The sequence below is a fragment of the Acinetobacter suaedae genome (genome assembly GCF_008630915.1).
Classification (GTDB): domain Bacteria; phylum Pseudomonadota; class Gammaproteobacteria; order Pseudomonadales; family Moraxellaceae; genus Acinetobacter; species Acinetobacter suaedae.
This window is the reverse complement of record NZ_CP043909.1, coordinates 1,772,526-1,798,396: the sequence shown is the minus strand read 5'-3', so window position 1 is coordinate 1,798,396 and position 25,871 is coordinate 1,772,526. Positions and strand designations below refer to the sequence as shown.

Below are 25,871 nucleotides of genomic sequence, written 5' to 3'. Positions count from 1 at the left end.
TTTATGGGACAAAAACAGGGGGGATTAAGCCAAAGACTTTTACATAGGTTTTTTGGACGCTTGCAACTGTCTTCACTTTCATAATTCTTCAAAATATAGATATATATGAAGACATGGATACGACGATGAATGCGCCAGTAAATGTTAGTCAAGAACTTACGTCAGTAAGCATTCCAAAATCAAAAACTGAATTGGACCGTAAACGTTATTTATGGGCGATTAGCCCAGCTTTACCTGCTATTGGGATTGCGATTTTAGCAGGCTATCAATTTGCCCCTCGTCCCCTAAAGAAAATCTTTGCTTTGGGCGGTCCGATTGTTTTACATATTGTTATTCCGACGATTGATACGATTATTGGTAAAGATGCGAATAACCCAAGTGATGAAGATATTAAATTATTGGAAAAAGACCCGTATTATTCTCGGTTAGTAAAAAGCTTTATTCCATTACAATATGCTGCAAATATATATGCATGTTATTTAACAAGCCGAAAAGAGACCTCTTTTTTAGATAAAATTTTACTCGGTATTTCAATGGGTGCAGTTAATGGTATTGCTATTAATACCGCACATGAATTGAGCCATAAACATGATCGTATTGATCATATTCTTTCACATTTAGCTTTGGTACCTACAGGTTATAATCATTTCCGTGTAGAGCATCCCTATGGTCACCATAAGCGTGCTGCTACCCCAGAAGATCCAGCATCATCGCAAATGGGAGAAACCTTTTACGAATTTTGGCCGCGTACAGTCTTTGGTTCTTTAAAATCTGCAATTGAGATTGAAACGAATCGTTTAAAACGTAAAGGTAAAGAGTTCTGGTCTACAGAGAATGAGTTGTTACAAGGTTGGGGCATGAGTGCTGCATTTCATGGTTCAATGGTTGGCTTATTTGGAAAAGGTGTAATTCCATATTTAGTAACTCAAGCATTTTATGGCATTAGTTTATTTGAAATTATTAACTATATTGAACACTATGGTTTAAAACGTCAGAAAGATGCAAACGGCAAGTATCAACGTACTATGCCTGAGCATAGCTGGAACAACAATAATATTGTCACCAATCTATTCTTGTACCAGTTACAGCGCCACTCGGATCATCATGCTTATCCAACTCGTCCATTCCAAGCTTTACGTCATTTTGATGAGGCACCAGAGTTGCCAAGTGGTTATGCAAGTATGCTTCTACCAGCATTGATTCCACCTTTATGGTTCAAAATGATGGATAAACGTGTTGTTGATCACTACAAAGGTGATTTAAACAAAGCGAACATTTATCCAAAACGTCGTGCAAAACTTTTCAAAAAATTTGGCGGGGTTGATCAATCACTAATACAAACGTCTACGGAAACTACAGACTAATACTAAAATTTGAGGTCTGTTAATATTTACAGACGCTCATCATGTTCCAAGCACTGTTCAGCAATGATCAGTGCTTTTTTCTTGTATTAAAAATTTAAAAAACAACGGTTTTTGTATATTGTTGCTGTATATCTATAAGTTAAAACAAATAAGAATCTTGCAATTAAATGAAAGAGGCGGTGATGATAAAACATTATGATTATATTGCGATTGGCGGCGGTAGTGGTGGGATTGCATCAGTCAACCGTGCTGCAATGTATGGAAAGAGATGCGCATTGATTGAAAAAGCTGACATTGGTGGCACTTGTGTCAATGTAGGCTGTGTTCCAAAAAAAGTGATGTGGTATGCCGCACATGTTGCGGAGACGATACAGAAATATGCATCAGACTATGGATTTAATGCACATGTTGAATCATTTGATTGGCAGCATTTAATTAAAAATCGGCAAGCTTATATACAAAGAATTCATAAGTCTTATCAAAATAGCCTAAGTAGCAATAAAGTGGATCTTATACAAGGTGAGGCAACCTTTATTGATACTCATACGATTGAGGTTAATGGTAATCGGCTTACTGCGGATCATATTTTAATAGCTACAGGGACACAGCCATCATTACCTGATATTGAAGGAGTTGAATATGGGATTGACTCTAATGGCTTCTTTGAGTTATCTGATTTACCTAAAAGAGTAGCTGTTATAGGTTCTGGCTATATTGCGGTTGAACTTGCTGGGGTACTCAATGCTTTAGGTGCAGAGGTCGGGCTATTTATCCGTCAGAATAGACTAGTACGTCGTTTTGAATCCTTTATTAGTGAAACACTTATGACTGTGATGCAAACAGATGGTATTACGGTACACACGCAAGCTGTTCCTAAAAAAGTCACAAAAAATGGGGATGGTTCGGTGGTGCTCCATTTAGAAAATGGTGAAAGTCATACGATCGATTGTTTAATCTGGGCAACAGGACGAGAACCGAACACAGAGAGTTTAGCTTTAGAGAAAGCGAATGTTGAGCTTGATAAAAGAGGCTATATCCAAGTGGATAAATTCCAGAATACATCGCAAGCGGGAATTTATGCTGTAGGGGATATTACTGGAAAAATGGAACTTACACCTGTGGCTGTTGCGGCAGGACGTCGACTGTCCGAACGGCTTTTTAATGATAAACCTGAAGAACATTTAGATTATGAAAATATTCCTACAGTGGTCTTTAGTCATCCGCCTATAGGTACTGTTGGAATCACTGAAGATGAAGCGGTAGATCAATATGGTCAGGAGGCTGTAAAGGTATATAACACTTCATTCACTGCCATGTTTAGTGCGATTACCGAACATCGTCAGCCTACGAAGATGAAGCTAGTTTGCGTGGGTAAGGATGAGAAAATTGTGGGGATTCATGGCATTGGTTTTGGGATGGATGAAATTTTGCAAGGCTTCGCTGTTGCTCTAAAAATGGGGGCGACTAAGAAAGATTTTGATAATACCGTTGCGATTCATCCAACTTCTGCCGAAGAGTTTGTGACCATGAGATAGGGACGGATCAATCCAGTCGAATGAGGCTTTCATCAAATTATTCGGAGATAAACTGAATGCTAGGAACTTCAAAACAAAGTGAATCAGATTCACTCACGTGTAGCAGTGCTCAATAAATCCACTGAATTAGGCCGGTCTAATACCAAAGTTGTCACTGAAATTTGTGCTGTTGAGGGTAGTTCTATTTTTTTATTTTTATACAGCAATGCCTTTTTTAATAATTCACCAATAAGATGTACGTATGAAGCATTGCTGATGAAAGCGGAGAATACTCGTTGATCGTGAAGATTCAAACATTATTAAAAAGATAATATCGCTTAGCTCAGTGCAATGTTGTCGGAATTAGGTGTAAAAAACATTTTGGCACATGATGTAGCTAATCTGTCACGAAGTGTTTGTATTTGAAATATTGGCCTAATTTATATCGGTTATAATTCTTTTTGGGGGTTGAGATACTTGTTTTATTAAAAACCAGAAGTTAGGTTTCTATTAGAACTTTAAATGGTGGGGAGCATAAAATGTGAAAAGAAAATATTTAAACATCATCGTGTTAGCGAAAGCTGTGCTAAGTACATAGTGGATCTCTCGCATATGCAGGTTTTTAATTTTTTTGCCTCAACAGTTTCATTGCAAAACGATAACCTTGACTTGTATTCAGTTATTGGTAGCACAAACTTTACTTCTTGATATGCCAAAACCAAATATCCAATTTGGGAAACTACAACAACTTGCTCAAAAGATTAAAGCGAAAGGTGAATCTGAAAAAGTTGTGTTCCATATGTGAAAATCTACTATGCAGAGATGCTGCTGATTGTTTGAAAAGGGTGGATCAAGAGGGGGTGATATGACATAGGAGCTATCGTTATCTGCCTGCACGTGAACAAATACTCAAAATTAAAGATAATGAAGTTGATAAAGAAGCGGGAATAAAAGAGCTTCGAGACCATTGTCTTAACAACCAACAAGATATTTTAAGAGCTCAATCGTATGAAAATCATACATGATTAGCTGAAACACTAGTGGAAAGGAACTGTGATGAAACTAAACTGGAAATATCTGAATGTATTGGTTACTGGTGGTGGTAGTGGAATTGGCAAAGAGATATCAAAGCAATTATTAAACAAGGGTGCAACTGTTATTGTTGCTACTTTATTAGAAACAGAAATTGAACACCTCAAAAGAGAACTCGGCAATTTACCAGGTAAGCTCATTACAATTCAGATTGATTTAACTTCACATCAAGCAATAGATGAATTACTACAATACGTGGAAGAACAGAATTTAAAGATTGATGTTCTTATTAATAATGCTGGTACAGCTTTATTTGGTGATCACATTGATTTGGATATAAAGCGTGTAAATACTATGCTGAATCTAAACATTCTTGCTATGACTGAATTATGTAGTAAGGTTGCACAACATATGATTCAGAAGAAAGTTTCTGGAAGTATTTTGAATATAGCATCAATAGGAGGCTTTACGCCTGTTCCTAAACTAGCGGCTTATGCTGCAAGTAAACATTATGTTGTTGCATTTACACAAGCTTTACACGAAGAATTAGCCCCACATCATATTTTTGTGGGGGCATTTTGTCCAGGTATTACTCGTACGCCAATTTTTGATGCGATGGGCTTGGAACAGAATAGTAAATCTACAGGTTCTGTTAGTCATATAAGCCAAAAATTTTCAATGGATGTTAAAGACGTTGCCAGCTCTGCAATTCATTCATTGGAAAATAAAGCGATTGTTAGTCTGCCGGGCTTAAATAAAATTGTGCCTATATTGGGTCTTCTACCTGATCGGTTTTTAGCACGATTCATGTATCGGGCGGTTGTTGGTCGTAGTGCTAAGTGAGTGTAACAAAAATCAAGTTTAAACGTATTACACCAAAAAACCGAGCTAACTGCTTAGCTCGGTTTTAAAAAATATTATGAATCTATAACAGGGGTACATTTGGAAAAATTATTTTAATTCGCTCGATGATTTACCCAATTCACGACGCGCGATGATCAATTGCTGAATCTGTTGTGTACCTTCAAAAATATCTAGAATTTTTGAGTCTCGTGCCCATTTCTCCAGCAATTCATCTTCGCCATAACCTACACTTGCAGCTAGCTCTACACATTTCAGCGTAATTTCATTGCCGACACGACCAGCTTTGGCTTTAGCAATTGAAGCTTCTTTAGAGTTCGGCTTTTTATTGTCTGCCATCCATGTCGCTTTAAGCATAAGTAAACGGGCAGCTTCCCACTCAGCCTCCATACGATAGATTTGTGCAGCCAGATTTGAACTTTGCAAATACGGTGTTTGATAGTCAGGATCAAGTTGGTCTTTGAAAATCTCTTTGATACGTTCTAAAGAGGCTTTTGCACAACCAATTGCCATCGCTGCAACAAGTGGGCGTGTATTATCAAACGTTTCCATTACTCCAGCAAAACCCTTCGCCACATCGATATCAGGATTACCTAATAGATTTGCAGCAGGCACACGACAGTCGATGAAACTAATGACTGCTGTATCAGATGCTTTGATTCCAAGTTTATGTTCGAGACGTTCGACTTTCATTCCTGGTGTGCCTTTAGTCACAACAAAGGATTTAATCGCAGCACGTCCAAGTTTCTTATCTAAAGTTGCCCAAACGACAACTGAATCAGCACGTTCACCTGAAGTAACAAAGATTTTTTCACCGTTTAGAATATAATCATCGCCATCTTTGGTTGCAGTCGTACGGATAGCTGCTGAGTCAGAGCCACAACCCGGTTCAGTGATTGCCATTGCAGCCCAAGTGCCTTTGAAGCGTTCAAGTTGCTCATCATTGGCAACCGCAGCAATGGCAGAGTTACCCAAGCCTTGGCGTGGCATACTGAGTAATAATCCAGTATCGCCATAACACATTTCAATAATGCCAAGTGCTGCTGACATATTACCGCCATTTACGATCGAATCTGGATTGGCTGTACCGCGCTTGCTAGCATTTGCTGCACCTACGCCTTCGCCACTTTCATTCATCCCATCTAGTAAGGCAGCTAACATATCCAGTTCTTTTGGATAGGCATGTTCAGCTTTATCATACTTACGAGAAATTGGACGTAATACATTAATGGCAGTTTCGTGTGCTTGATCAACCAGCATTTTAAATTTTTTCGGATTCTGTAAATTCATTATTATTCTCCAAAATTAAGCGTGTAAGCCAGAATGCAAGATTGCGGTCGCACGTAAATCACGATACCAACGTTCAACAGGATGCTCTTTGGTAAAGCCATGCCCACCCAAGATTTGAACGCCATCCGTACTGATTTTCATTGATTTTTCAGCACAGAGTAGTCGTGCCAAATACGCTTCGCGGTGGAATGGTTGTCCAGCTTCAGCCAAACTTGCTGCGTTAAGTACCAACATACGCATCGCGTCAATTTCAATGGCCATATCAGCAATCATGAATGCAACGCTTTGACGGTGTGAGATTGGCTCACCAAAGGCAGTACGTTCGTTTGCATATTTGATGCAATACGCTTTTATAGCTTCACAAGTCCCGATAGCCATTGCACACCACATCAAATTACCTAAATCCACAAACGCAGTGTAATCGAAGTCTGTATCACCTAAGCGAAGAGCAGGAGTTTGATTGAATTGAAGTGTCGCAGTCTCTGCTGCTTTTAAACCCATCGCGGGATTTGCTTTGATTGCAATCGTTTCATCACACTGCACTACAAAGATATCGGGTTTTCCGTTCCATTCAGCGCTGACTAGAAACACATCTGCTGTATCACCTAAAACAACGAGAGTCTTTTCACCTGTGATATAGAATTGTCCATTTTGCTCAGTTGCTTTTGTTTTTAACTGGAATGGATTAAATGCTGGGGTTGCTTCTTGGAAGGCGAAAGTAGCTGTAACATCTGGATCTTCTGCAAACACAGGTAAATACATAGATTGAACTTGGGTTGAACCCCAACGAGTCATTGCATTGATCACACTAAAGGTACTTAATAGGCCTGCGGTTAAACTGAAATCACCTTTAGCAAGACTTTCTGCAATTAGAATATTACTGACAATATTTTGTTCAGCCGCAACACCGCCCAAAGCTTCGGGTAATGCGTAGTAATTTAAACCAAGATCAGTTAAATGCTGCCAAAGTTCTTCTGGAAATTGGGCATGATGATCTGCATCATGCGCTAAGGTATATAAAACCTCTTCAGCAAATTGTGACATGGCATCGCAGGTCATTTGCTGTTCTTCAGTTAAACTCAGATCAAATAGGTTTTTATTACTTTGATTTGGTAGACGCTGTTTATCTATTGGTTGCGGTTTAAAGGCCTTTTGTGTTTTAGTCAGCACCTTAAAGCCAGTCTTTGAACCTTGATACAGCGATTTTTCAACAAATTTTCGTAGCTTGAGTTGATCAAGCATTTCGCTTCCTGCGATTTTTGTGATTAGAGATAGCCCGAAACCTTGAGCCTTATTCATCATATTAGACATGACTTTATCCTAGGGGATGATTGTAAATTCATGCTGACATGCCCCAGTTAAAAAAACTATGTCTTCTTTGACACGCTGAATTGAGAACGATAAAGCGTAATTTGAATACCTAAGTGGATTTATGTTATTGTTTTTTAAAATTTTTAAAAAAATATGAAAAATAAAAATTAAAAAAAATTGACCAATCTGACAAATCTGATTGGTCAAGATGACTTTGTATAGGCATGTTATGCAAATTGACGAATCATTTTACGAACGTTTGTCTTTGCATCAATGACAGTCATAAAGGTATATGCACCAATAAATTTACGACTAATAAACATAAATTCTTTTGGAGGAACCGAGAAGTAGCGAGAAGCCATTGATTGCGCTGCTTGTTGCATCACTCGACTATGAAGCTGACTTTTCTTCCAGTCATAGCGATCTTGATCATCCATAATACCAGTAGGCATGTCTGGATTGTTTTCAGGGCAACTAAATGCTTCAGTCGCAATTAAGAAAACATCTGCCATGCCTGGTTTAATACTTTCTGGCATACCATCAAAAAATTCGTAGCCTGTCATTGCTTTGACCATGGCTGATTTATCGTGATCATAACCAGCTTGAATTAGGTTACGCGCAACAGACAGCAAATTTTCATCGAATTGACGTATCGCACCAAAATCAAGTAATACGATTTTATCACGGACGTCAGTACCGTTCCCTAAACGGACTAAATAATTACCGAAGTTAGGATCTGTTTGCATTTCACCCCATTCAAATAATTCACGTACTGCGATCTCTAATGATGCTTCGCCCAATTGATTTCTACGTTCTTGTGGCAAAGAGAGCATGACAGGGCTGTTTACAGGAACACCACGCTCGAAAGTCATACAGAGCACTTTTTCAGCACAGAATTCATTGACAATCTGAGGGACAATGTATCGAGGATCTTCTTTTAAACGTGCAGCAAAGCGACGTGTAGTTGCAGCTTCAATTTCATAATTCACCTCACGATGCATCATTTCTCGAACTTCATCAAACCATTGATCAAATTCACGGGTCTGCGGCACCATGCGAGTGAGTTTAAGCATATTTTTGAACAGATTCATATCCGAATCAATTGCTTCAGCTACCCCAGGATATTGAATTTTAAGTACTAACTCTAAACCATCAGATTTACGGATAGCACGATGTACTTGAGCCAATGACGCAGTACCGATTGGTTCATGGTCAATTGTCAGGTCATCCATTTTAGGACCAAGTTGTTCTTGTAAATGGGCCTTAATCGCAGGCCAAGCCAAAGCAACGGTTTGGTTATTAAGGGTATTTAGTGCTTGAGTAATTTCTTCAGGTAAGAAATGTTCACCGTATAAGGCCATCATTTGCCCAATTTTTACGATCGAGCCTTTTAACTTTCCAATTTCTGAAACCAAATAATGAGCTTGTTCAGCCATCGCTTTCTTACGTTTCTTTTCTTTATCTTCTTCACTGGAGAAAATAGAAGTAGCACTTGCTGTTGCCCAACGTGTTCCAGCAAGTAAAGAGGCTTTAGCGATAGATAAGCGGCGATCCACAGACGAGGTTTTTAGGTTCTTGAGCTTATCGTTCTGATCTGACATGAAAGAAAAATCCTATGCTGAAATCGGAGGGTTGAAAGCTGAGCGTAAATTGTAGTGGATATTACAGCTTTTGAACGTATTAAAATAGTTCAATCTCTTGAATTATCAGTCTAAATTTGTGAAATAGATCAATATTTCAGAAATAGCCTAAGTTGAAAATTGAATTTTTAGGCTTCGATAAATTTATACATTAAATTTTAAACTGAATTTTTAATTCAGATTTTCTCATCAAACGAGTACGGTTACTTTGAATATGCCGCTTTAACATTTGTTTGACTGAATGGTGGTGAAAACCTAATGCATGAGCTTTAACGATAATGATACTGGGGAGGGTGAAGAAAAAATACTTGGTATCGTCTAAAGTAGCATCTTTGAAAATACCTTCTTCAATCAAGGTATGTTGGAGCAATTGTTTTTCTGCTTGTACGATATTTGACGACTCATCATTCCAGTAGTTTTGGCGCATTGCCATTAAATTATTATGTTTATAACTCATTAGATTGCTGATCCTGTTTTGATCTATATCGAAGATATATATGCGGGTGGTTTATAAATTATCAAGAATAGATTTATATCAAAAATAGCCTAAGTAAATTTAATTGTTTTATTCAAAATGCTACACTATTCTCACTTTAGAACTCTAAAATTTCATCCGAGTAACCATGACACCTGCCTGTAAATTACTAAAAAAGAACAACATCGCATTTTCAACTCATGAATATGAACATGATGTAAATGCCAAAAGTTTTGGTTTGGAAGCTGCTGAAAAACTGAATTTGAATGTTGAAGAAGTGTTTAAAACGTTGATGGTTACTGATGAAAAAAACTTCTTTATTGCGATATTACCTGTGAATCATCAACTCAATCTAAAAAAAGTTGCGTCAGCAGTGGGGTGCAAGAAATTACAAATGGCAAACCCGAAAGATGCTGAACGTTTGACTGGTTATCTCGTTGGTGGAATAAGCCCGTTAGGGCAAAAGAAACGCTTAAAGACAGTAATTGATAAAAGCGCAGAAGCTTTTGATAAAATTTATGTAAGTGGTGGAAGAAGAGGACTTGATATCGGGTTGCAACCGCAAGACTTGGCGAGTCTATTGAATGCTTCATTTGTAGATATATTAGATTCTTAATGAGGGATACATACTTTATTTCGCCACAATGTTTTAACTTTATATATCTATAAAAACTATTGATAATTGTGAATTGATCATTTTATTAAATAATAAGTATTATTATCTTTTTGTATCTATTCTCGCTTGATTGTTAAATAAATTCATTTTATTCAATGTGTTATGGTATAAATTCCGATGCGAATTTTTAATTGAAAATATAAATGATAATAATTATCATTAGCTTTATATCGATCTTAAGTTTATCGTGATCGAGATATGTTTAAGGCCAAAAACATTTCAAAAAATAAATCAGATCTCTGGATAAGAGGAAACAATCGGATGCAATCACTTGCCAATCGGTTGGCGATACAACATTTCGTCAACGCCTATACGCAAGAAACAAGCAAAGGTCATTTGCTTAGTAGAAACCTGCAGAGTCCACAACAGCAAGCGTTTAGCCAAGGTTTGACGCTGTTAACCATTCCGATCCATTCCATTCAAGCGCAATGCTATTTCCCTTTAGCGTATGTCAGTCGAGTTGGACGACATCGTTTAGCAGATTTTCCTCAAATTATTGTTCAAGGTCAAATTAGAACATTCAGTCCTGTTGCTATTGTTGGCTTGTTGCTGGAAGAACTGGTTTTTGAGTCTGAACTTGCAGTAGATGCGGCATCTTTAGTAGAAAAGTGGATTCAGAGCCGCGATGCTTTACAGCAGTTTTTAATCCAGCGTGAACATGACTTTGATGATCTGGTCAAGGCAGGTCAGAATTTCATTGAATCTGAGCAGGCTTTAGTCCTTGGACATAGCATGCATCCGGCTCCAAAGAGTAGAACAGGTTTTGTACATGAGGACTGGCTTAAGTTTTCTCCTGAACATAAAGGTCAGACTCAACTACATTACTGGTTTGTACATCAGGATTATATTGCTGAAGGCAGTGCGACTGATGAGGCTATTTCAGCCCAGCTTAAAAGCGCGTTGCAATGGTATTTATCTGAACAGGATCTTAAGCTGCTCAACACTCATACCGAGTATAAGTTGCTGCCTTTACATCCTTGGCAGGCACGTTATCTGCAAAGCAAGCCGTGGTTTGAGCGATTGAAACAAACTGGACAACTGATTGATCTGGGTTTACGTGGCTGGCAATTTGCACCAACCACTTCAATTCGTACCCTGGCAAGTTTTAATGCGCCGTGGATGGTGAAACCGTCACTGTCGGTGATGATTACCAATTCAATCCGTGTCAATCTGGCAAAAGAATGTCATCGTGGTGAACTGACCCATCGTTTATGGCACAGTGAGTTTGGGCAAAGTATTTTAAAAAACTGCCCAAGTCTGAAAGCAGTTAATGATCCTGCATGGATAGCCTTACAGATTGATGATGAAGTAATTAACGAAAGTATCTGTATTTTCCGTGATCAACCATTCAGTCCACAACAGCAAGTCACCTGTATTGCCTCATTGTGTCAGGACCATCCGAGCAAGGCTTTAAATCGTTTTAATGCGCTTTTCGCAAAAATTGCCAAACTACATCCTGAAATGGATCTTTCCGAGATTGCACTAGACTGGTTTAACCGTTTTCTTGAGGTAAGTCTGCAACCGTTGATGTATCTCTATCATCGTTACGGGATGGCATTCGAATCGCATCAGCAAAATGTGCTGCTGGAAATGGAGAATCATTTTCCTAAGACCTTGTGGTTACGTGACAATCAGGGCTTTTATTATATTGAAGAATTTGCCACTGAAATTTTAAAGGCCTTGCCTGAGCTGAAAGAAAAAGCATTTGCAGTTGGGCCGAAAGATTTCGTTGATGAGCGTTTCAGCTATTATTTCTTTGGCAATACCTTATTCGGCATTATTAACGCGATTGGTGCAACGGGCCATATGAGCGAAGATGTGCTGCTTGAGCATTTGAAAGTCTTCTTGCAGGATTTATTGCAGCAGTATCCTGACAGTACCTTGTTACAGGGTTTATTGTTTAACGAAACTTTGCCGTATAAAGGTAATTTACTGACACGCTTGCATGAACTGGATGAATTGATCGCACCTGTTGAGCATCAATCTGTCTATGTGCAATTGCAAAATCCGCTGTTTATTGAGCAGAAGGATGTGAGCTATGCTTGATTTTATCGGCATTGGCTTAGGGCCTTTTAATTTAAGCCTAGCGAGTTTGCTGCAAAATAAAAGCGATCTTCAATATCAGTTCTTTGAGCAAAAAAATGGCTTTGACTGGCACGCGGGTATGCAGCTACCCAATGCTTTACTGCAAGTTCCGTTTATGGCGGATCTGGTCAGTCTAGTTGAGCCGACCAGCTCTTATAGCTTTCTCAACTATTTAAAACATCAGCAGCGTTTATATAAGTTTTACTTCCGTGAAAACTTATATATTCCACGTCAGGAATATAACCACTATTGTCAGTGGGTGGTACAACAGCTCGAGCATATCCGGTTCAACAGCCGTGTTCTGGATGTGCAGCCGATCAAGGGCGGTTTTGAGGTCGAAGTTCTAGCGAATAGTGAAAAGCAACGCTACCAGACACGTCAGTTGGTACTAGGAATTGGTACAGTGCCACATCTACCTGAAAGTTTGCAGCAGGCCTATCCGAAAACAAAGCAGTGCTTACATTCGGCTGAGTATTTAAAACATTGCCCCGCACAGTTAAAAGGCAATGTAGTGTTGATTGGTTCAGGCCAGTCCGCGGCAGAAATTTTTATTGATCTGTTTGATCGTCAATATTTGCAAGGGAAAACAAAGCCTGAATTCCATTTGCATTGGCTGACACGCTCTGCGGGTTTTTTCCCGATGGAGAATACACCATTGGGACTAGAGCATTTTAGTCCTGACTATATGCAGTATTTCTATCATTTACCTGCAGGATTAAAGGCTACATTACCTGCGCAACAAGCCAATCTGTATAAAGGCATCAGCAGTAAAACCATTCGTGATATTTACGAACGACTGTATCATCGGAGTATCGGTGGTCAGCAGACTGATGTGACCTTGGCTGGACATCACCAGTTACAACATGCTGAGGTATTGGAAAACCAGAAAATCCGTTTGCGTTTCGAGCACCAACAGCAGGGCGAGCATTATGTACTGGATGCAGATAGTGTCATCGCGGCCACAGGTTATCGTTATCCTAAACCTGCTTTCTTAGAAAACCTGCAAAACTTGATTCGTTTGGATCAAACCCAGCGTTGGCAAGTCAGTGCCGATTTTGAGGTGAACTATCAGGGCGATGGACGAATTTTCCTACAAAATATGGAAGTTTTCCATCATGGTGTCGGGACACCAGATCTGGGTTTGGGGGCGCATCGGGCCGCTACGATTGCCAATCAATTATTAGGAAAAGAGCTGTTTAAGCTGGATCAGGCCCAGTCTTATCAGCAATTTGGTGTAACACCTGCTGCGCAGTCAGAACAACCTGCACGAAATCCTGTGCAACTGGCTGACTCAGGATTAGCGCGTGTCACGCATAAATCTGAACCACTTCGGCATAAAGCTCCTGCCTTTTATTCTTGCGTAAAACTATCAGAGCACATTGACTAAGGTCAACAGAGGAATCGCATGTATGGAACGGTCTTCTGTACCCATCAATCAAGCGGCACACGTGGGCTTGCAGCGGTATGTTTTACTCACGGTTATGTTAGGTACCGGTACCGTAAGTTTAAACAACAGTAGTTTTAATCCTGCCATACCCCAGCTGATGCAATATTTCCAGATTGGTGAAGTCTGGGCAAGTTGGGTGGTGGTCGCGTTTTTACTGGCCATGAGTATCAGCTTGCCACTGGCGGGGTATTTCAGCCAGCGTTTTGGCAAAAAGAAAACTTATTTAACGGCGTTGTTATGTTTTGCCTTGGCATCAGCACTAGGCGGCTTATTCAACCAGTTTGAGTCGGTCCTGATTGCAAGAGCGCTGCAAGGCTTTTGTAGTGGCCTGATGATTCCATTGTCACTCGGTTTGATTTTTTCAGTCACGCCAAGCGAACAACGGGGCAGTACCACAGGTTTGTGGGGCGCCATGATCATGCTGACTTTGGCGATTGGTCCGATGTTAGGTGCACTGGTTCTGGTCTGGTTCGACTGGCAGGCTTTGTTCTTTATTAATCTGCCAGTTGCCTGTATCGCATTATGGTTGGGATATATGTACCTGCCTAAAGAACAAGGCGATATCAACCAGTCTTTTGACTGGATCGGTTTTGGTTGCCTGAGTCTGAGCATTATTTTGTTATTAAGTACTTTGAGTCAGATTCATCGACTTGAAGATATCGCGCAGCCAGTCTATTGGCTATTACTTGCATTGAGCGTCTTAACATTCTCGCTATTCGCCAGCAGGCAGAAAAATCAGACCAGTCCATTGATTGAGCCGGCATTGTTTGCGGCAAAAGGTTTTCGATTCAGTTTGATGATCTGTGTGGCGCAAACGGTGGGCCTGTTTATTGGCATGTTGCTGGTGCCGTTGTGGATTCAGCAGAATTTGCAACTTAGCCCACTCTGGACAGGTTTTGCCTTGATGAGTAGTGCCTTGGTCACTGGTTTATGCAGCCAGCCCGCAGGTAAATATCTCGATCGTTACGGCGCCGCAAAAATTATGAGCCTGGGCTTGCTCATTACCGCATTGGCTTTTGCCTTGCTGGCATGGGCACCTGTCAAAAATGTCTGGTTCATTATCTTCTGCATGATGTTGCATGGTCTGGGTATGGGACTGTCCTATATGCCATCGACCACGGCAGGACTCAACAGCTTACGTCAGCAACAACAGCATTTGGTTACGCAGGCGGCGGCCTTAAATAACCTGTTTCGTCGGATCTTTGCCGCAGTTGCTGTGGTACTGGCTGCCTTGTATCTGCAATTACATCAAGATTTTTTGCAAACCAGTCCTCATACCGCACTGGATTCATTTAAGGGCATTCAGGACATCTTTATTTTTTGTACGGTCCTGATCCTGTGCGCTTTGCCGTATGCATGGCGCTTTCCAGATCAACACAAAATCAATGAATTCAATAATTAGGAAGACAAATATGGGACAATTACATCCAGTTTTATCAAATACACATGTGATTCAAAATACGTTTCAAGCCTGGCAACGGCCACAACCAGAGCAGGTTAAAGAGGTTGAACAACGTGTGATCAAGCAACTGTTACAAGCTTTGATTTTTGAAGAAATTATTAGCGCTGAGCATGATGGTGAAAATTTTGTGATTCAGGTACAGGATCGCCAACAGCAAGCGGTTCAGTATATTGCTAAAGGGCAACGCCAATACAGCTATAAGCTGGTGCGACTGGCGCGTGATCAGGAGGTACGACGTCAGGATGCTCAAGGCAATACACAGCCAGCACGTCTAAATCAGGTCATTGATGAGATCCTGCGCTCGATTGCCAATGCTGCCAAAGTCGAAGATTTTATTTTTGAATTAAAGCGTACCTATATTCATGACCTGCAATCACAAGTCTGTTTTGAAAATTACAGCTTGCCTGCAATTCAGTATCCATACGATATTCTGGAATCTTATCTGATGGATGGGCATCCCTATCATCCATGTTACAAATCACGTGTCGGTTTTAGTCTGCAAGACAATGTCCGTTATGGGGTGGAGTTTGCCCAGCCGATGGCTTTGGTCTGGTTAGCCGTACACGGGAAGCTGGTTGCACAAAACCATTCCAGCAATATTGAAACAGACGCGTTTTTTAAAGAACAATTAAATGAATCTGACTTCATCCAGTTTCAGCAACAGTTGAATGAGCAAACTCAAAATGCCGCTGAATATGTCTGGATTCCAGTCCATCCTTGGCAATGGGAAAATCACCTGATCTCGATTTTTGCACAAGAAATTGCCGATCAGGACATCATTTATTTAGGGCATAGCCATGACCGTTATCTGGCACAGCAGTCATTGCGAACTGTCACCAATTTACAGCACCCGGAAAAACCATACATCAAGCTTTCCATGAGCTTGACTAATACCTCAAGTTCACGTGTATTGGCAAAACATACCGTGATGAACGGGCCGATCATTACCGACTGGCTGCAACGTCTGATTGATCAAAGTGAAACGGCGCAACAACTGGATTTTGCGGTATTGCGTGAGGTTTACGGTTTGAGTGTAGATTTTACCCGGTTACCGGCTTCGCATGCCCAACAGGCCTATGGCACCATTGGTTGTTTATGGCGTGAAAGCGTGCATCAATATTTACGTGAAGGGGAAGATGCGATTCCACTGAATGGGGTGAGCCATATTCAAAAAGATGGTCAGGCCCTGATTGCACCGTGGTTACAACACTACGGGGTTGAGCAATGGACACGCCAATTGTTGAAAGTAGTCATTACGCCATTGATTCATTTGCTATTTGCAGAAGGGATTGCGACGGAATCTCATGGGCAAAATATTATTCTGGTGCATCAGCAAGGTTGGCCAACCCGTGTATTGCTCAAGGATTTCCATGATGGCGTACGTTATAGCCCGTCACATCTGGCTCATCCGGAACTGGCACCTGAACTGGATCAGTTGCCGCCAGAACATGCCAAAACCAATAGCATGTCCTTTATCTTGACGGATGATCTGGACGGGATTCGTGACTTTAGTTGTGCCTGCCTGTTCTTTGTAGCCTTGACTGATATTGCGATTTTCCTTAATCAGACTTATTCAGTTATAGAACAGGATTTCTGGCAATGGGCTGCCGAAGTCATTCAGGATTATCAGCAACAACATCCTGAACACAATCAGCGCTATCAGATCTTTGATGTCTTTGCCGAAAAGTTACGAATTGAATCGCTAACCAAACGCCGTCTATTTGGTGATGGTCGCATTCAGATCAAGTTTGTTGTTAACCCATTGGCGCCGTTTAAAGCGCAGGGCAAGTGAGGTTATTGATGAATGCACTTCAACCTGTCTATCAATTGACCGACAGAACCATTTTACAAGACTTTGTAAATGCCTTACTGGTGGAGGCCCTGATTCCTGAGCAGTATATTGTGGATGATTCAACCGCACAGGCCAAACAAGATGTATTCGGTTTGGACGTAAAACAGCAATTTGGTCACATGCTTGAGCAGCAGTACGTTGTGCTGTTGTCTGGGCAACATTCACAATATGTTGTCATTTTCCCTGTGCAGCAAGGCATTACGCAAACGTGGTCTTTTGCGGCCGAGTCGAAAATTTTACGAATTGAAGCAGGCAATCAGCAAACGCAAGTTCACCCGATTGAATTATTTGAGCTATTTGAATGTCTGCAACAGATCGGACTGTTTCAACACTGTCAGGCCGACAAGCTTCAGATCTTTTCAGAACAAATCCAGAAATGTTTAACGCAATATCGTCTGCTGCAACAGCATCAAGTCGATGCCCATGATCTGATTCATCAAAGCCCGGCGAAGGTATTTCGTATTTTAGAGCAATATGCGGGCTATCGGGATCGGCCTTATCATCCTTTATCTAAGTTAAAGGAAGGGTTGAGCCAGCAGGAGTATCTGCAATATTGTCCTGAATTTGCGCAGGAACTGAGTATTCACTGGGTGGCGGTGCATAAAGATAAAATGATGTTTGGTACTGGTGTCGAGGATATTTTTACCCAGCAGCCGTGCCAGATTTTCATTAACCGTGCCGAACGTTATCGACTGAAACAGGAAATGTTCCAGCGTGGTTTAAGTGAAACCCATGTCGCCATGCCTGTGCATCCGTGGCAGTTCCAGCATTTATTTCAGCAATTCTTTGCTGAGGATATTGCATCAGGCATCTGTCAGCCTTTGAGTTTTGTCTCAACAGGCATGTATGCCAGCGCTTCGATGCGCAGTCTTTTGTCTGAGGATATTCCACAGGAAAGCCTGAAACTGCCGATTGGCATCAAGGCATTGGGATCTCTGCGCTTTCTGCCGATTGTAAAAATGATTAATGGCGAAAAAAACCAGAAGTTATTGCAGCAGGCACAGCAAAAAGATCCCGTTTTGCAGCAAAAATTATGGCTGTGTGAGGAGACTCAATGGTGGTCTTATTTGCCAGAAAAACAAGATGATCGAAGTGCGGACAATGAATGGCTGTTTGTAGAGAAGCCGACGCATTTGGCTGCTCAACGCCGTCATATTCCAACTGAACTGTTGCAACAGCCTTATCAACTGATTCCGATGGCCAGTCTAGGACACATTATTCCAGGGCAACCTGCCGTGTTTGACTATATTTTACAGCTGCAGCAGCTGGAAAATCATCCAGAACATGTGCTTGAGCAATTTGCCCAATTATGTGCCTGCTTCTTTGAGGTGAATTTACGTCTGTTCCGTCTCGGCTTGATGGGCGAAATTCATGGTCAGAACCTGTGTCTGGTGCTTAAACATGGTCAATTTGAAGGCCTGATGTTCAGGGACCACGATTCACTGCGTATTTATCTGCCGTGGCTGCTGCACAATGGTCTGGATGATCCGAACTACCTAAGCCCACATGATTTCAGGAATACGCTTTATCACGACTCGGTTGAAGCCTTGTTGTTTTATATCCAGACGCTGGGGGTTCAGATCAATTTAGGCTGTATTGTCGAGGCACTGGCAACATATTATCAGATTGCAGCAGATCAACTCTGGTATGTCTTGGCTGAACAATTACAGCAGGTGCTAAACAGTCTGGATATTGAACCTGAAATTCTAAGTCAGTTACAGGCCTTATTATTTGAATCACCACAATGGCCTTATAAACAGTTGATCCGGCCTTTGCTTGAGCAGGAGACTCGCATTGGCAGTATGCCGTCAGGAATCGGGGAGACCCGAAACCCGCTTTGGCATGTTTTAGCTCAATCTGCGTAAATTGCAATGAATACGTGTCAGTATTTTCAGGCAGAGTTGGAAATCTCTTTTTCAGTATTGCAACAGCATCTGAAACTGGAAATACATTGTTCCACCCAGCAGGCGATCACACTTGCTGACCTGTTCGATGACTCGATCTGTCGGCAGGTGCTGCAGGATTTTGCGACACGTATTCATGCCAAAAACCAGAGATGTGCCACTTCATTATTTATCAAATACTGGGCCACGCTCTGGGTCTTGCCTTTTTTGTATTGTCAGGCTGCATCATTAGCCTTTGTAAAATGGCAATATTCAGCATTTGTGGTGGAGTTACCTGAAACATGGTCTTGGGAAAGGCGGCTACAACTTGCTGATTCAGCGAGTGACTCCTGCCAGATCATATCTCTGCCTGAGCTTGATGCCATGTTGCTAGAGTTCAATGACTTATTGCAACAGATTGCCAGAGTTGGGCGTGTATCGTATGCCTTGCTCTGGGAAAATGTTGCTGTGCGTGTGGTGCAATTTTATCGTTCTTTGGTGCAGCAAGATTTAAGCAATGACATGCTTATCCGGCTGCAACAGCAACAACAGCTGTTAAAAGCAAAATCGGCACAAAGTTTTAACCTGCCAGAAAATCCCTTTCTCAAGTTATGGGATAACTGGCATCCCGAATTCAACACCTATATGCGACAAAAGTGCTGCTTCTATTTTCAACTAGAGGAAGTAGGTGGGGAGCTATGCCGAAATTGCCCCTTGCAGCTGAAAAAAACAACAGAGATGAAATCATGAATCAAGTTAAAAATTTAGAATCATTGGTTGATGCTTATAAGAATATTGCGACTTCAACGATCGGTCATGTACTTGATATTGGTCATATTCCGCAAGTTTTTCCGATGTCCCCAATGCAAAAAGCAGTTGGCATTATTCGAACAGCTCGACTTGAATCAACTAATGCGAATCATCTAAGACAAGTTCTGATGAGTTGTAATCGCAATGAAGTACTCATCATAGATGCTCGATATGATCTTCAAAGAGCATGTTGGGGAGAACAACGAAGTGTAGCTGCAATGCATTGTGGTTTGGCAGGAGTTGTTGTTTTAGGTGCAGTAACTGATCGTCAAGCATTATTGAATCTTAAATTACCAGTTTTTGCTCATTCAGTCAGTTGTTTAACTACCCGAAATCAAGGTGAAAGTTTGGTTGAAATGAATATTGATCTCTATATAAATCAATTATGCATTCAATCTGGAGATTTGTTAATTGCTGATGCTGATGGTGTTTTTGTCTTAAAAATGGATGTTGCTCAGAAATATTTAGAATTATTTCAGAAACTTGAAGAAGAGGAAAAACATAAGAAGGAGCAGTTCTTTTCTCGAGAGAACATTAATGATTATTATTTTAATGTTAATCATTCTCATTAGTGTTTGTATTAAGTATAATGGCTCGCCTTACGGATATTTCTAGTGGCTTAAACGAATTCTCTGGAGAAGTAAAAATGAATGTGAACAACGAAATTGAGATTAAGTTACAGAATCAAATAAATACCAAACCATTGTTATTTAAAATGACACCATGTTGTCTCGCTGTTTTGGCTATGTTTACCCAACAAACTTATGCAAATACAGTTGCGACTACGCCAGAAGTTGAACCCAAAACAGTAGGTCAGTTAGAAAAACTCGTAATTACTGCAACTCGTACTCCAAAAAATATTGCTGAAATCGCTGGCACAGTACAATCGATAGACCATCAACAAATCGTTCAACAGGCTGCGGCTGGGCGAAAAGTAGCAGACATTCTTGCACAATTAGTACCATCGCTAGCACCAAGTAGTGGTACAACGACAAATCATGGTCAAACCATGCGTGGTCGTGATGTGATGATTCTTATTGATGGTGTATCACAAACGGGTTCACGTGATGTGGCTCGTCAATTAAATAGTATTAGCCCTGGAATGATTGAAAGAATTGAAGTGCTTCCAGGTTCAACCAGTATTTATGGTTCAGGAGCGACTGGTGGGATCATAAATATCGTGACTAAGCGTGCTGATGAATCGAATCCATTGAGTTTTGAAACAAAATTAGGATTAACCTCATCAGATACTTTTCGTGGTGATGGCTTAGCTTATGAAGTAGGCCAATCGGTTTCTTTTCACAAAGATAATGTGAATGGTTTTCTAGGGGCTAATTTCACCAGTAGAGGATCACAATTCGACAGCCATGGTGATCGAATTGCAATAGCACCAATGCAAACTAGTCGACAAGATACGGACACTGTTGATGTAAATGGTCGAATTAGTCTTGATCTAACGGATACCCAATCTTTAAGTTTTGGGGCACAGTATTATAAAGATAAACAAGATAGTAAATATGGCCCTGATTACGGAAAAGATTATGTTTATGGAGGTGCACCTAATTCATATATTGGTAAAAAAGGTTTACAGTTAGAGACACAACCATTTACAGAAAGATATGCATTTAACACGCAGTATCAAAATAAAGATGTGTTAGGGCAAGTTTTAAATTTAGAAGCATATTATCGTAAAGAAGACGCCCGCTTTTACCCTGTCTATATGGGTGAAGCAATGACAGAAGCAAAGCAAAGTCAGTCAAATATTGATGTTGCAGGTTTTCGTTCAACGATGCAAAGTAATCTGAATCTTGCAGATCGTGAGCTAAAACTAACATATGGTTTAGATTATGATCATGAAAAAGATAACCAATACTACGACCATTTAGCAGTATCAAATACAGGACTTCATTTTAAGCCTACTGGAATAAAGTCTGATGCTGGTCCAGATACAACAATTCAGAATATAGGTGCGTTTTTGCAAGCAGATTATGATCTGACTGATCGATTGAATGTACAAGCTGGCACACGCTATCAATATATTAAAGCAAAAACAAAGCCTTATATAGCACGGGGAGCAGAGCAGCCAAGTGGTTCTGTGAGTGATGATACGGTACTATTTAACTTAGGTTCTGTATATAAATTGACAGATGAGCAACAAGTTTTTGCTAACTTTTCACAAGGTTTTAGCTTTCCTGATGTACAGCGCATGATGCGTGATTCATTTAATTTGACTACAACTGCAGATTTACAGCCAATCCGTGTAAATAGTTATGAGCTAGGTTGGCGTTTAAATGATGAACAGGGTTTAAATCTTGGCATCACAGGTTTTTATAATACCTCTGATAAAGTTACAAAGTTTGAAAATAGAGTGGCAAGTATCGTTGATACTGATCAGCGTATTTATGGCGCTGAGCTTACTGCAAGTTATCCTTTCTTAGAGGACTTTAAAGTTGGTGGAACTTTAGGGTATACCCGAGGGCAATTTAAAGATAAAGCCGATAATAAGTGGAAAGAGTTAAATGCCTCTCAAGTTTCCCCAATGAAAGGGACTGTATTTGCTGAATGGAATAATGATGAAGGATTTGGGACTCGTGTGCAGATGCTGGCAATTAAAGGCACTGATAAAGCTTTCAAAGATGGTTCTCCAAGTTCTAATGAAATTAAGGGCTATGCCACAATGGATGTGTTAACTCATTTTCCAATATGGAAAGGCCGTTTAGATTTCGGTGTTTATAATGTATGGAATCGAGAATACCGTACTGTTTATAGCCAACAAGCTGAGAAACTATATGGTCTTGTAGAAAGCCTACCAGCGGAAGGTCGTACCTACGGTCTAAGTTATACCTTTAACTATTAATTCATGCTTGAAGAAATATCTGTTTTGATATGACAGATATTTCTTTATTTGACAGTCATATTGAAGTTTTAGGGTGAGATCAAATGAGTCGACTTGAAAAACAACAATCATTTAAGCTTACTTACCGTAGAGTTTTCTTCGTTTGCTTGGCATCTTATTGCTACAGTTCTTGGTTGAGTTTGGTACTAGCAAAATGGTTGCCATTTAATCAAGCTGAAAATGTATATTTTGCCGTTTTTATCGCCCTCATTTTTTTTATCCTCTACATTATTTTAGCTACAGCTATTATTTCTAGACTTTGGTTTTGGCTTCTAAATAGCTTCGGTATTTTTTTACTTGGGAGTTATTGGTTGTTGATGAGTTGGGGGATTGCTTGAAATGAATTTTAGACAAGTACAAGCAACCTTGCACAGCTGGTTCGGGATTATTTTTCTGTGGCTCATTTTTTTTATTTTTCTAACGGGATCAATTGCCTATTTCCGTACAGAAATAAATCTTTGGTCTCAGCCAGAGGTTGTTACCCAAGTTAAAATGGCACCAATGCCACAACATTCTGCAAAAATTGCGTTTGATTATTTAAATGAACATGCTGCAGATGCAAAACGTTGGCGTGTAAATATTGCCAATGAACGTGTGCCAGTCAATATATTACAATGGCAAGACCAAAATGGGAGACATCAACAACTACAAAATCCCGAAACAGGAGTGTTACTTGGTCCCGTACGAGAGACACAAGGAGGCGATTTCTTTTTCAAGTTACATTACACCTTGTATCCTTTACCAAGTACGATTGGTAGTTTGATCGTAGCTATAGCTGCCCTTATTTTACTGATTAGTTTAATTACGGGAATTATTACTCATAAAAAGATCATCAAAGAATTTTTTGTTTTTCGATCATTTAAAGGTCAGCGTACATTACTCGATTTACATCACATTACAGGTATTGTCACTTTTCCATTTTATCTAGTTATGGCATTTACTGGGTTGATTATTCTTTTTTATCTCGTTTTCCCTTGGGGATTGTCTGAACAATATGGCAAAACGGGTATTTTAAAGTTTTATAATGAAATGCAGTTTGTTGAAATGGCAAAACCACAGCCAGTCAAAGAAACTATGCAACCATTTCATAAATTTATCATTCAATTGCCAGAATATGCTGCAACGGGGGCGCGTTTAGACAAATTTGATGTTCAAAACCCTAATCAATCAGAGGCTTTAATTAGTTTTGATTATAGTTACAAGAATATTATTACCCTTAACACACCACAGTATGTTTTTGATGCAAATACGGCAAAACAACTTCAACAAACTCGCAATTTAAGCGCTGTTGCACAATTTGCATCTTCGACTTATGGGATTCATCTTGGTTATTTTGCATCAATGTGGATGCGTATTATTTTGGCGTGCTTAGGAATAATTGGTTGTGTCATGTTGGCAGCGGGGGGATTGTTATGGCAAAAGAAACGGATGACTAATCAAAATAATATAAGTTATAAACTCATTAAACATCTTAATTTTTTTACTTTTCTAGGATTACCTTTTGCATCAGCTATTTATTTATTGGTGAATAGAATTTTACCAATCTCAGAAAACATGCTGATCCCACACCAAACCAGCATTTTTTATTGTGCATGGCTAAGTAGCATCGTATTTAGTTTGATGTTGCCAATACGCCAAGCAATTATTGTTTTTATGAGCATCATTTCATTAGTATTGATTTTAATTCCTGTAGCTAGTTTTATCACGATACCAGTAGCATCCCTATGGATGAGTCTACCAGAGTTACGTTGGTCTGTTGCAGCTGTAGATTTAGCCTGTTTATTTCTAGGAGTGACTTCAATACTGTTGCTGTATCTTTATATCGACAAGATGGGAAATAGAGCATGAGTTTTGCGTCATTGTTCTGGGCAATTACTGCTTTCATGCAAAGCTGTATGCTGAGTAAATTTGGACAAAAACATTTGCAGTATACATGGTTGCAATCTGAGCGAAATAAAAAATATTTAATCATTGTCTGCGTTGTTATGTTTATTATTTCGTTATGGATGAATTATCGTTTTGAAGGCTTGTCTGTCGGGCTATTAACTTGGTTATTTGTGATTATCCCAACAGCATTTTTCATTCAAGTTCTCTTTTTCTATCGTTTAAGGGGTTACTTTTTATTTTTGTGGAAGACCTTTGCTATTCTTGCTTTTATTATCAGTGTGTTAGAGCTTTAAATTTAATTCAATTAATTTAATCTCTCAATTATTAAATAAGCACATTCAACATGATGGGAATCCATTTACATTAAGCTACGAAGAATGTTATCAGATGGGGTTGCTGTCTTAATAAAAATGATTATCATTATTATTTAAAATCAAGATAGCAGCTAGGATAAAGTTGATGACAATCTCACAGCAATTACCAGATTATTTCGAATATTATGAAGACGGGACACAATATTACTTACGTCAAGTGCAGTATCCTGAAGATATTCCTTTATTACATCGATGGATGAATGAGCCACACGTTATTCCACAGTGGCAATTAAACAAATCAGAATTAGAGTTACAGGTTTATTTTGATAAAATGTTGGCTGATGATCATCAACGCTTGTTGATTGTGGGCATTGATGGAAAGGATGTTGGTTATACTGAAATTTATGAAGGCAAGCGTGATCGTTTAGGTCGTTACTATGAGGGTGATGATCATGATTTGGGTTGGCATTTATTGTTTGGTGATAAAGCTGTTTTTGGAAAGGGGTTCTTACGTCCAACAGTACGTTTATTAAGTTTTTATATTTTTGAAAATTCGGTAGCAGAAAAAATTGTTGGTGAACCTGATCATACGGTTAAGCCTTATGCTGCTGTGGTTGAAGAACTTTGTTATGAAAGCCAACGTTTAATTCCGATGCCAGAAAAAACAGCAATGCTATATTACTGTTTCAGAAACACTTTCTACCATAAATTTGGCACTTTCTATGAAGCTTCACAACAACAACGTGCTGATCGGTCAGCTAAAATATTGAGCGTTTCTTCACTATAAAAATACAATGCATATTTTAAGAGGCCTTGTTATGGTCAACTTAAAATATGCATTATCAAGTTAGTCAAAGTTTCAACTCTACAACTAGATTTAAAGTAAAAAGATTGTTCTGATAAAAACTTATAATTGTCAATCACAATATCTATCACAATGCAAGTTTTTTGATCAATACTGATAGTATTGAGAGAATCCTTTAGATTTTTGATTAAAATTTAATCATTTTCATTTCATTTATTTACAACTTGAATTATCGCAAATTTTATTCGGTATGCTAAAGATCGTGAT

The 25,871-nt window shown here is 39.6% G+C and carries 20 protein-coding genes and 1 pseudogene; 17 read left to right on the top strand and 4 right to left on the bottom strand.

The window, feature by feature from the left end:
* The first annotated feature begins 125 nt into the window (after nt 1–125).
* The 4 genes and pseudogenes from F2A31_RS08415 to F2A31_RS08400 all read left to right on the top strand — a co-directional run bounded on the left by F2A31_RS08415 (nt 126) and on the right by F2A31_RS08400 (nt 4,753).
* Entirely contained in the window at nt 126–1,364 is a 1,239-nt protein-coding gene (locus tag F2A31_RS08415; protein WP_150026013.1) for an alkane 1-monooxygenase, read from the top strand.
* A gap of 182 nt (nt 1,365–1,546) precedes the next feature.
* The gene (gene gorA, locus F2A31_RS08410; RefSeq protein WP_150026012.1) at nt 1,547–2,899 is read left to right on the top strand and encodes a glutathione-disulfide reductase; all 1,353 of its coding nucleotides are present in this window, start codon (nt 1,547–1,549) and stop codon (nt 2,897–2,899) included.
* A 28-nt stretch (nt 2,900–2,927) separates the two neighbouring features.
* Nucleotides 2,928–3,055 (top strand): annotated as a pseudogene (locus F2A31_RS08405) (IS5/IS1182 family transposase); the annotation flags it as partial.
* An 879-nt stretch (nt 3,056–3,934) separates the two neighbouring features.
* Nucleotides 3,935–4,753 carry an SDR family NAD(P)-dependent oxidoreductase gene (locus F2A31_RS08400; protein ID WP_150026011.1) on the top strand — a complete coding sequence of 273 codons (819 nt, stop codon included), beginning with the start codon at nt 3,935–3,937 and terminating at the stop codon, nt 4,751–4,753.
* A gap of 108 nt (nt 4,754–4,861) precedes the next feature.
* On the opposite strand, the gene F2A31_RS08395 is transcribed toward F2A31_RS08400, so the two are convergent.
* The 4 genes from F2A31_RS08395 to F2A31_RS08380 all read right to left on the bottom strand — a co-directional run bounded on the left by F2A31_RS08395 (nt 4,862) and on the right by F2A31_RS08380 (nt 9,469).
* Nucleotides 4,862–6,061 (bottom strand): acyl-CoA dehydrogenase family protein, encoded by a 1,200-nt coding sequence (locus F2A31_RS08395; protein WP_005080867.1) that lies wholly within the window; start codon nt 6,059–6,061, stop codon nt 4,862–4,864.
* 15 nt (nt 6,062–6,076) lie between these two features.
* Complete coding sequence (locus F2A31_RS08390) at nt 6,077–7,363, bottom strand: acyl-CoA dehydrogenase family protein (RefSeq protein ID WP_171490651.1); 1,287 nt, start codon at nt 7,361–7,363, stop codon at nt 6,077–6,079.
* 236 nt (nt 7,364–7,599) lie between these two features.
* Entirely contained in the window at nt 7,600–8,973 is a 1,374-nt protein-coding gene (locus F2A31_RS08385) for an ABC1 kinase family protein (protein WP_150026009.1), read from the bottom strand.
* A 190-nt stretch (nt 8,974–9,163) separates the two neighbouring features.
* Nucleotides 9,164–9,469, bottom strand: coding sequence for a hypothetical protein (locus F2A31_RS08380; protein WP_150026008.1), 306 nt, complete (start codon nt 9,467–9,469; stop codon nt 9,164–9,166).
* A gap of 166 nt (nt 9,470–9,635) precedes the next feature.
* On the opposite strand from F2A31_RS08380, the gene ybaK reads away from it, so the two are divergent.
* From ybaK to F2A31_RS08315, 13 genes are all read left to right on the top strand, one after another.
* Nucleotides 9,636–10,103: a Cys-tRNA(Pro) deacylase gene (gene ybaK, locus F2A31_RS08375; protein ID WP_150026007.1), complete on the top strand. Its 468-nt coding sequence runs from the start codon at nt 9,636–9,638 to the stop codon at nt 10,101–10,103.
* Between the two features lie 321 nt (nt 10,104–10,424).
* Nucleotides 10,425–12,209 carry an IucA/IucC family protein gene (locus tag F2A31_RS08370; RefSeq protein WP_150026006.1) on the top strand — a complete coding sequence of 595 codons (1,785 nt, stop codon included), beginning with the start codon at nt 10,425–10,427 and terminating at the stop codon, nt 12,207–12,209.
* Nucleotides 12,202–13,635, top strand: coding sequence for a lysine N(6)-hydroxylase/L-ornithine N(5)-oxygenase family protein (locus F2A31_RS08365; RefSeq protein WP_150026005.1), 1,434 nt, complete (start codon nt 12,202–12,204; stop codon nt 13,633–13,635). The genes F2A31_RS08370 and F2A31_RS08365 overlap by 8 nt, the downstream gene beginning before the upstream one ends.
* A 22-nt stretch (nt 13,636–13,657) precedes the next feature.
* On the top strand, nt 13,658–15,097 hold the full coding sequence (locus tag F2A31_RS08360; RefSeq protein ID WP_150026004.1) for an MFS transporter: 1,440 nt from the start codon (nt 13,658–13,660) through the stop codon (nt 15,095–15,097).
* Nucleotides 15,098–15,107: 10 nt separating this feature from the next.
* Nucleotides 15,108–16,949, top strand: a complete 1,842-nt coding sequence (locus F2A31_RS08355) for an IucA/IucC family protein (protein ID WP_150026003.1) — start codon at nt 15,108–15,110, stop codon at nt 16,947–16,949.
* 8 nt (nt 16,950–16,957) lie between these two features.
* Nucleotides 16,958–18,874, top strand: coding sequence for an IucA/IucC family protein (locus F2A31_RS08350; protein WP_150026002.1), 1,917 nt, complete (start codon nt 16,958–16,960; stop codon nt 18,872–18,874).
* Between the two features lie 6 nt (nt 18,875–18,880).
* Nucleotides 18,881–19,642 carry a (2Fe-2S)-binding protein gene (locus F2A31_RS08345; RefSeq protein ID WP_150026001.1) on the top strand — a complete coding sequence of 254 codons (762 nt, stop codon included), beginning with the start codon at nt 18,881–18,883 and terminating at the stop codon, nt 19,640–19,642.
* The gene (locus tag F2A31_RS08340; RefSeq protein ID WP_150026000.1) at nt 19,639–20,274 is read left to right on the top strand and encodes an RraA family protein; all 636 of its coding nucleotides are present in this window, start codon (nt 19,639–19,641) and stop codon (nt 20,272–20,274) included. Before F2A31_RS08345 ends, F2A31_RS08340 begins: the two co-directional genes overlap by 4 nt.
* 143 nt (nt 20,275–20,417) lie before the next feature.
* Complete coding sequence (locus tag F2A31_RS08335; RefSeq protein WP_228715661.1) at nt 20,418–22,559, top strand: TonB-dependent receptor; 2,142 nt, start codon at nt 20,418–20,420, stop codon at nt 22,557–22,559.
* A gap of 83 nt (nt 22,560–22,642) precedes the next feature.
* Nucleotides 22,643–22,936 (top strand): hypothetical protein, encoded by a 294-nt coding sequence (locus tag F2A31_RS08330; RefSeq protein ID WP_150025998.1) that lies wholly within the window; start codon nt 22,643–22,645, stop codon nt 22,934–22,936.
* A 1-nt stretch (nt 22,937) separates the two neighbouring features.
* The gene (locus F2A31_RS08325; protein ID WP_150025997.1) at nt 22,938–24,446 is read left to right on the top strand and encodes a PepSY-associated TM helix domain-containing protein; all 1,509 of its coding nucleotides are present in this window, start codon (nt 22,938–22,940) and stop codon (nt 24,444–24,446) included.
* On the top strand, nt 24,443–24,778 hold the full coding sequence (locus F2A31_RS08320; RefSeq protein WP_150025996.1) for a hypothetical protein: 336 nt from the start codon (nt 24,443–24,445) through the stop codon (nt 24,776–24,778). The genes F2A31_RS08325 and F2A31_RS08320 overlap by 4 nt, the downstream gene beginning before the upstream one ends.
* Before the next feature lie 163 nt (nt 24,779–24,941).
* Nucleotides 24,942–25,586: a GNAT family N-acetyltransferase gene (locus F2A31_RS08315; protein ID WP_150025995.1), complete on the top strand. Its 645-nt coding sequence runs from the start codon at nt 24,942–24,944 to the stop codon at nt 25,584–25,586.
* Nucleotides 25,587–25,871 lie beyond the last annotated feature (285 nt).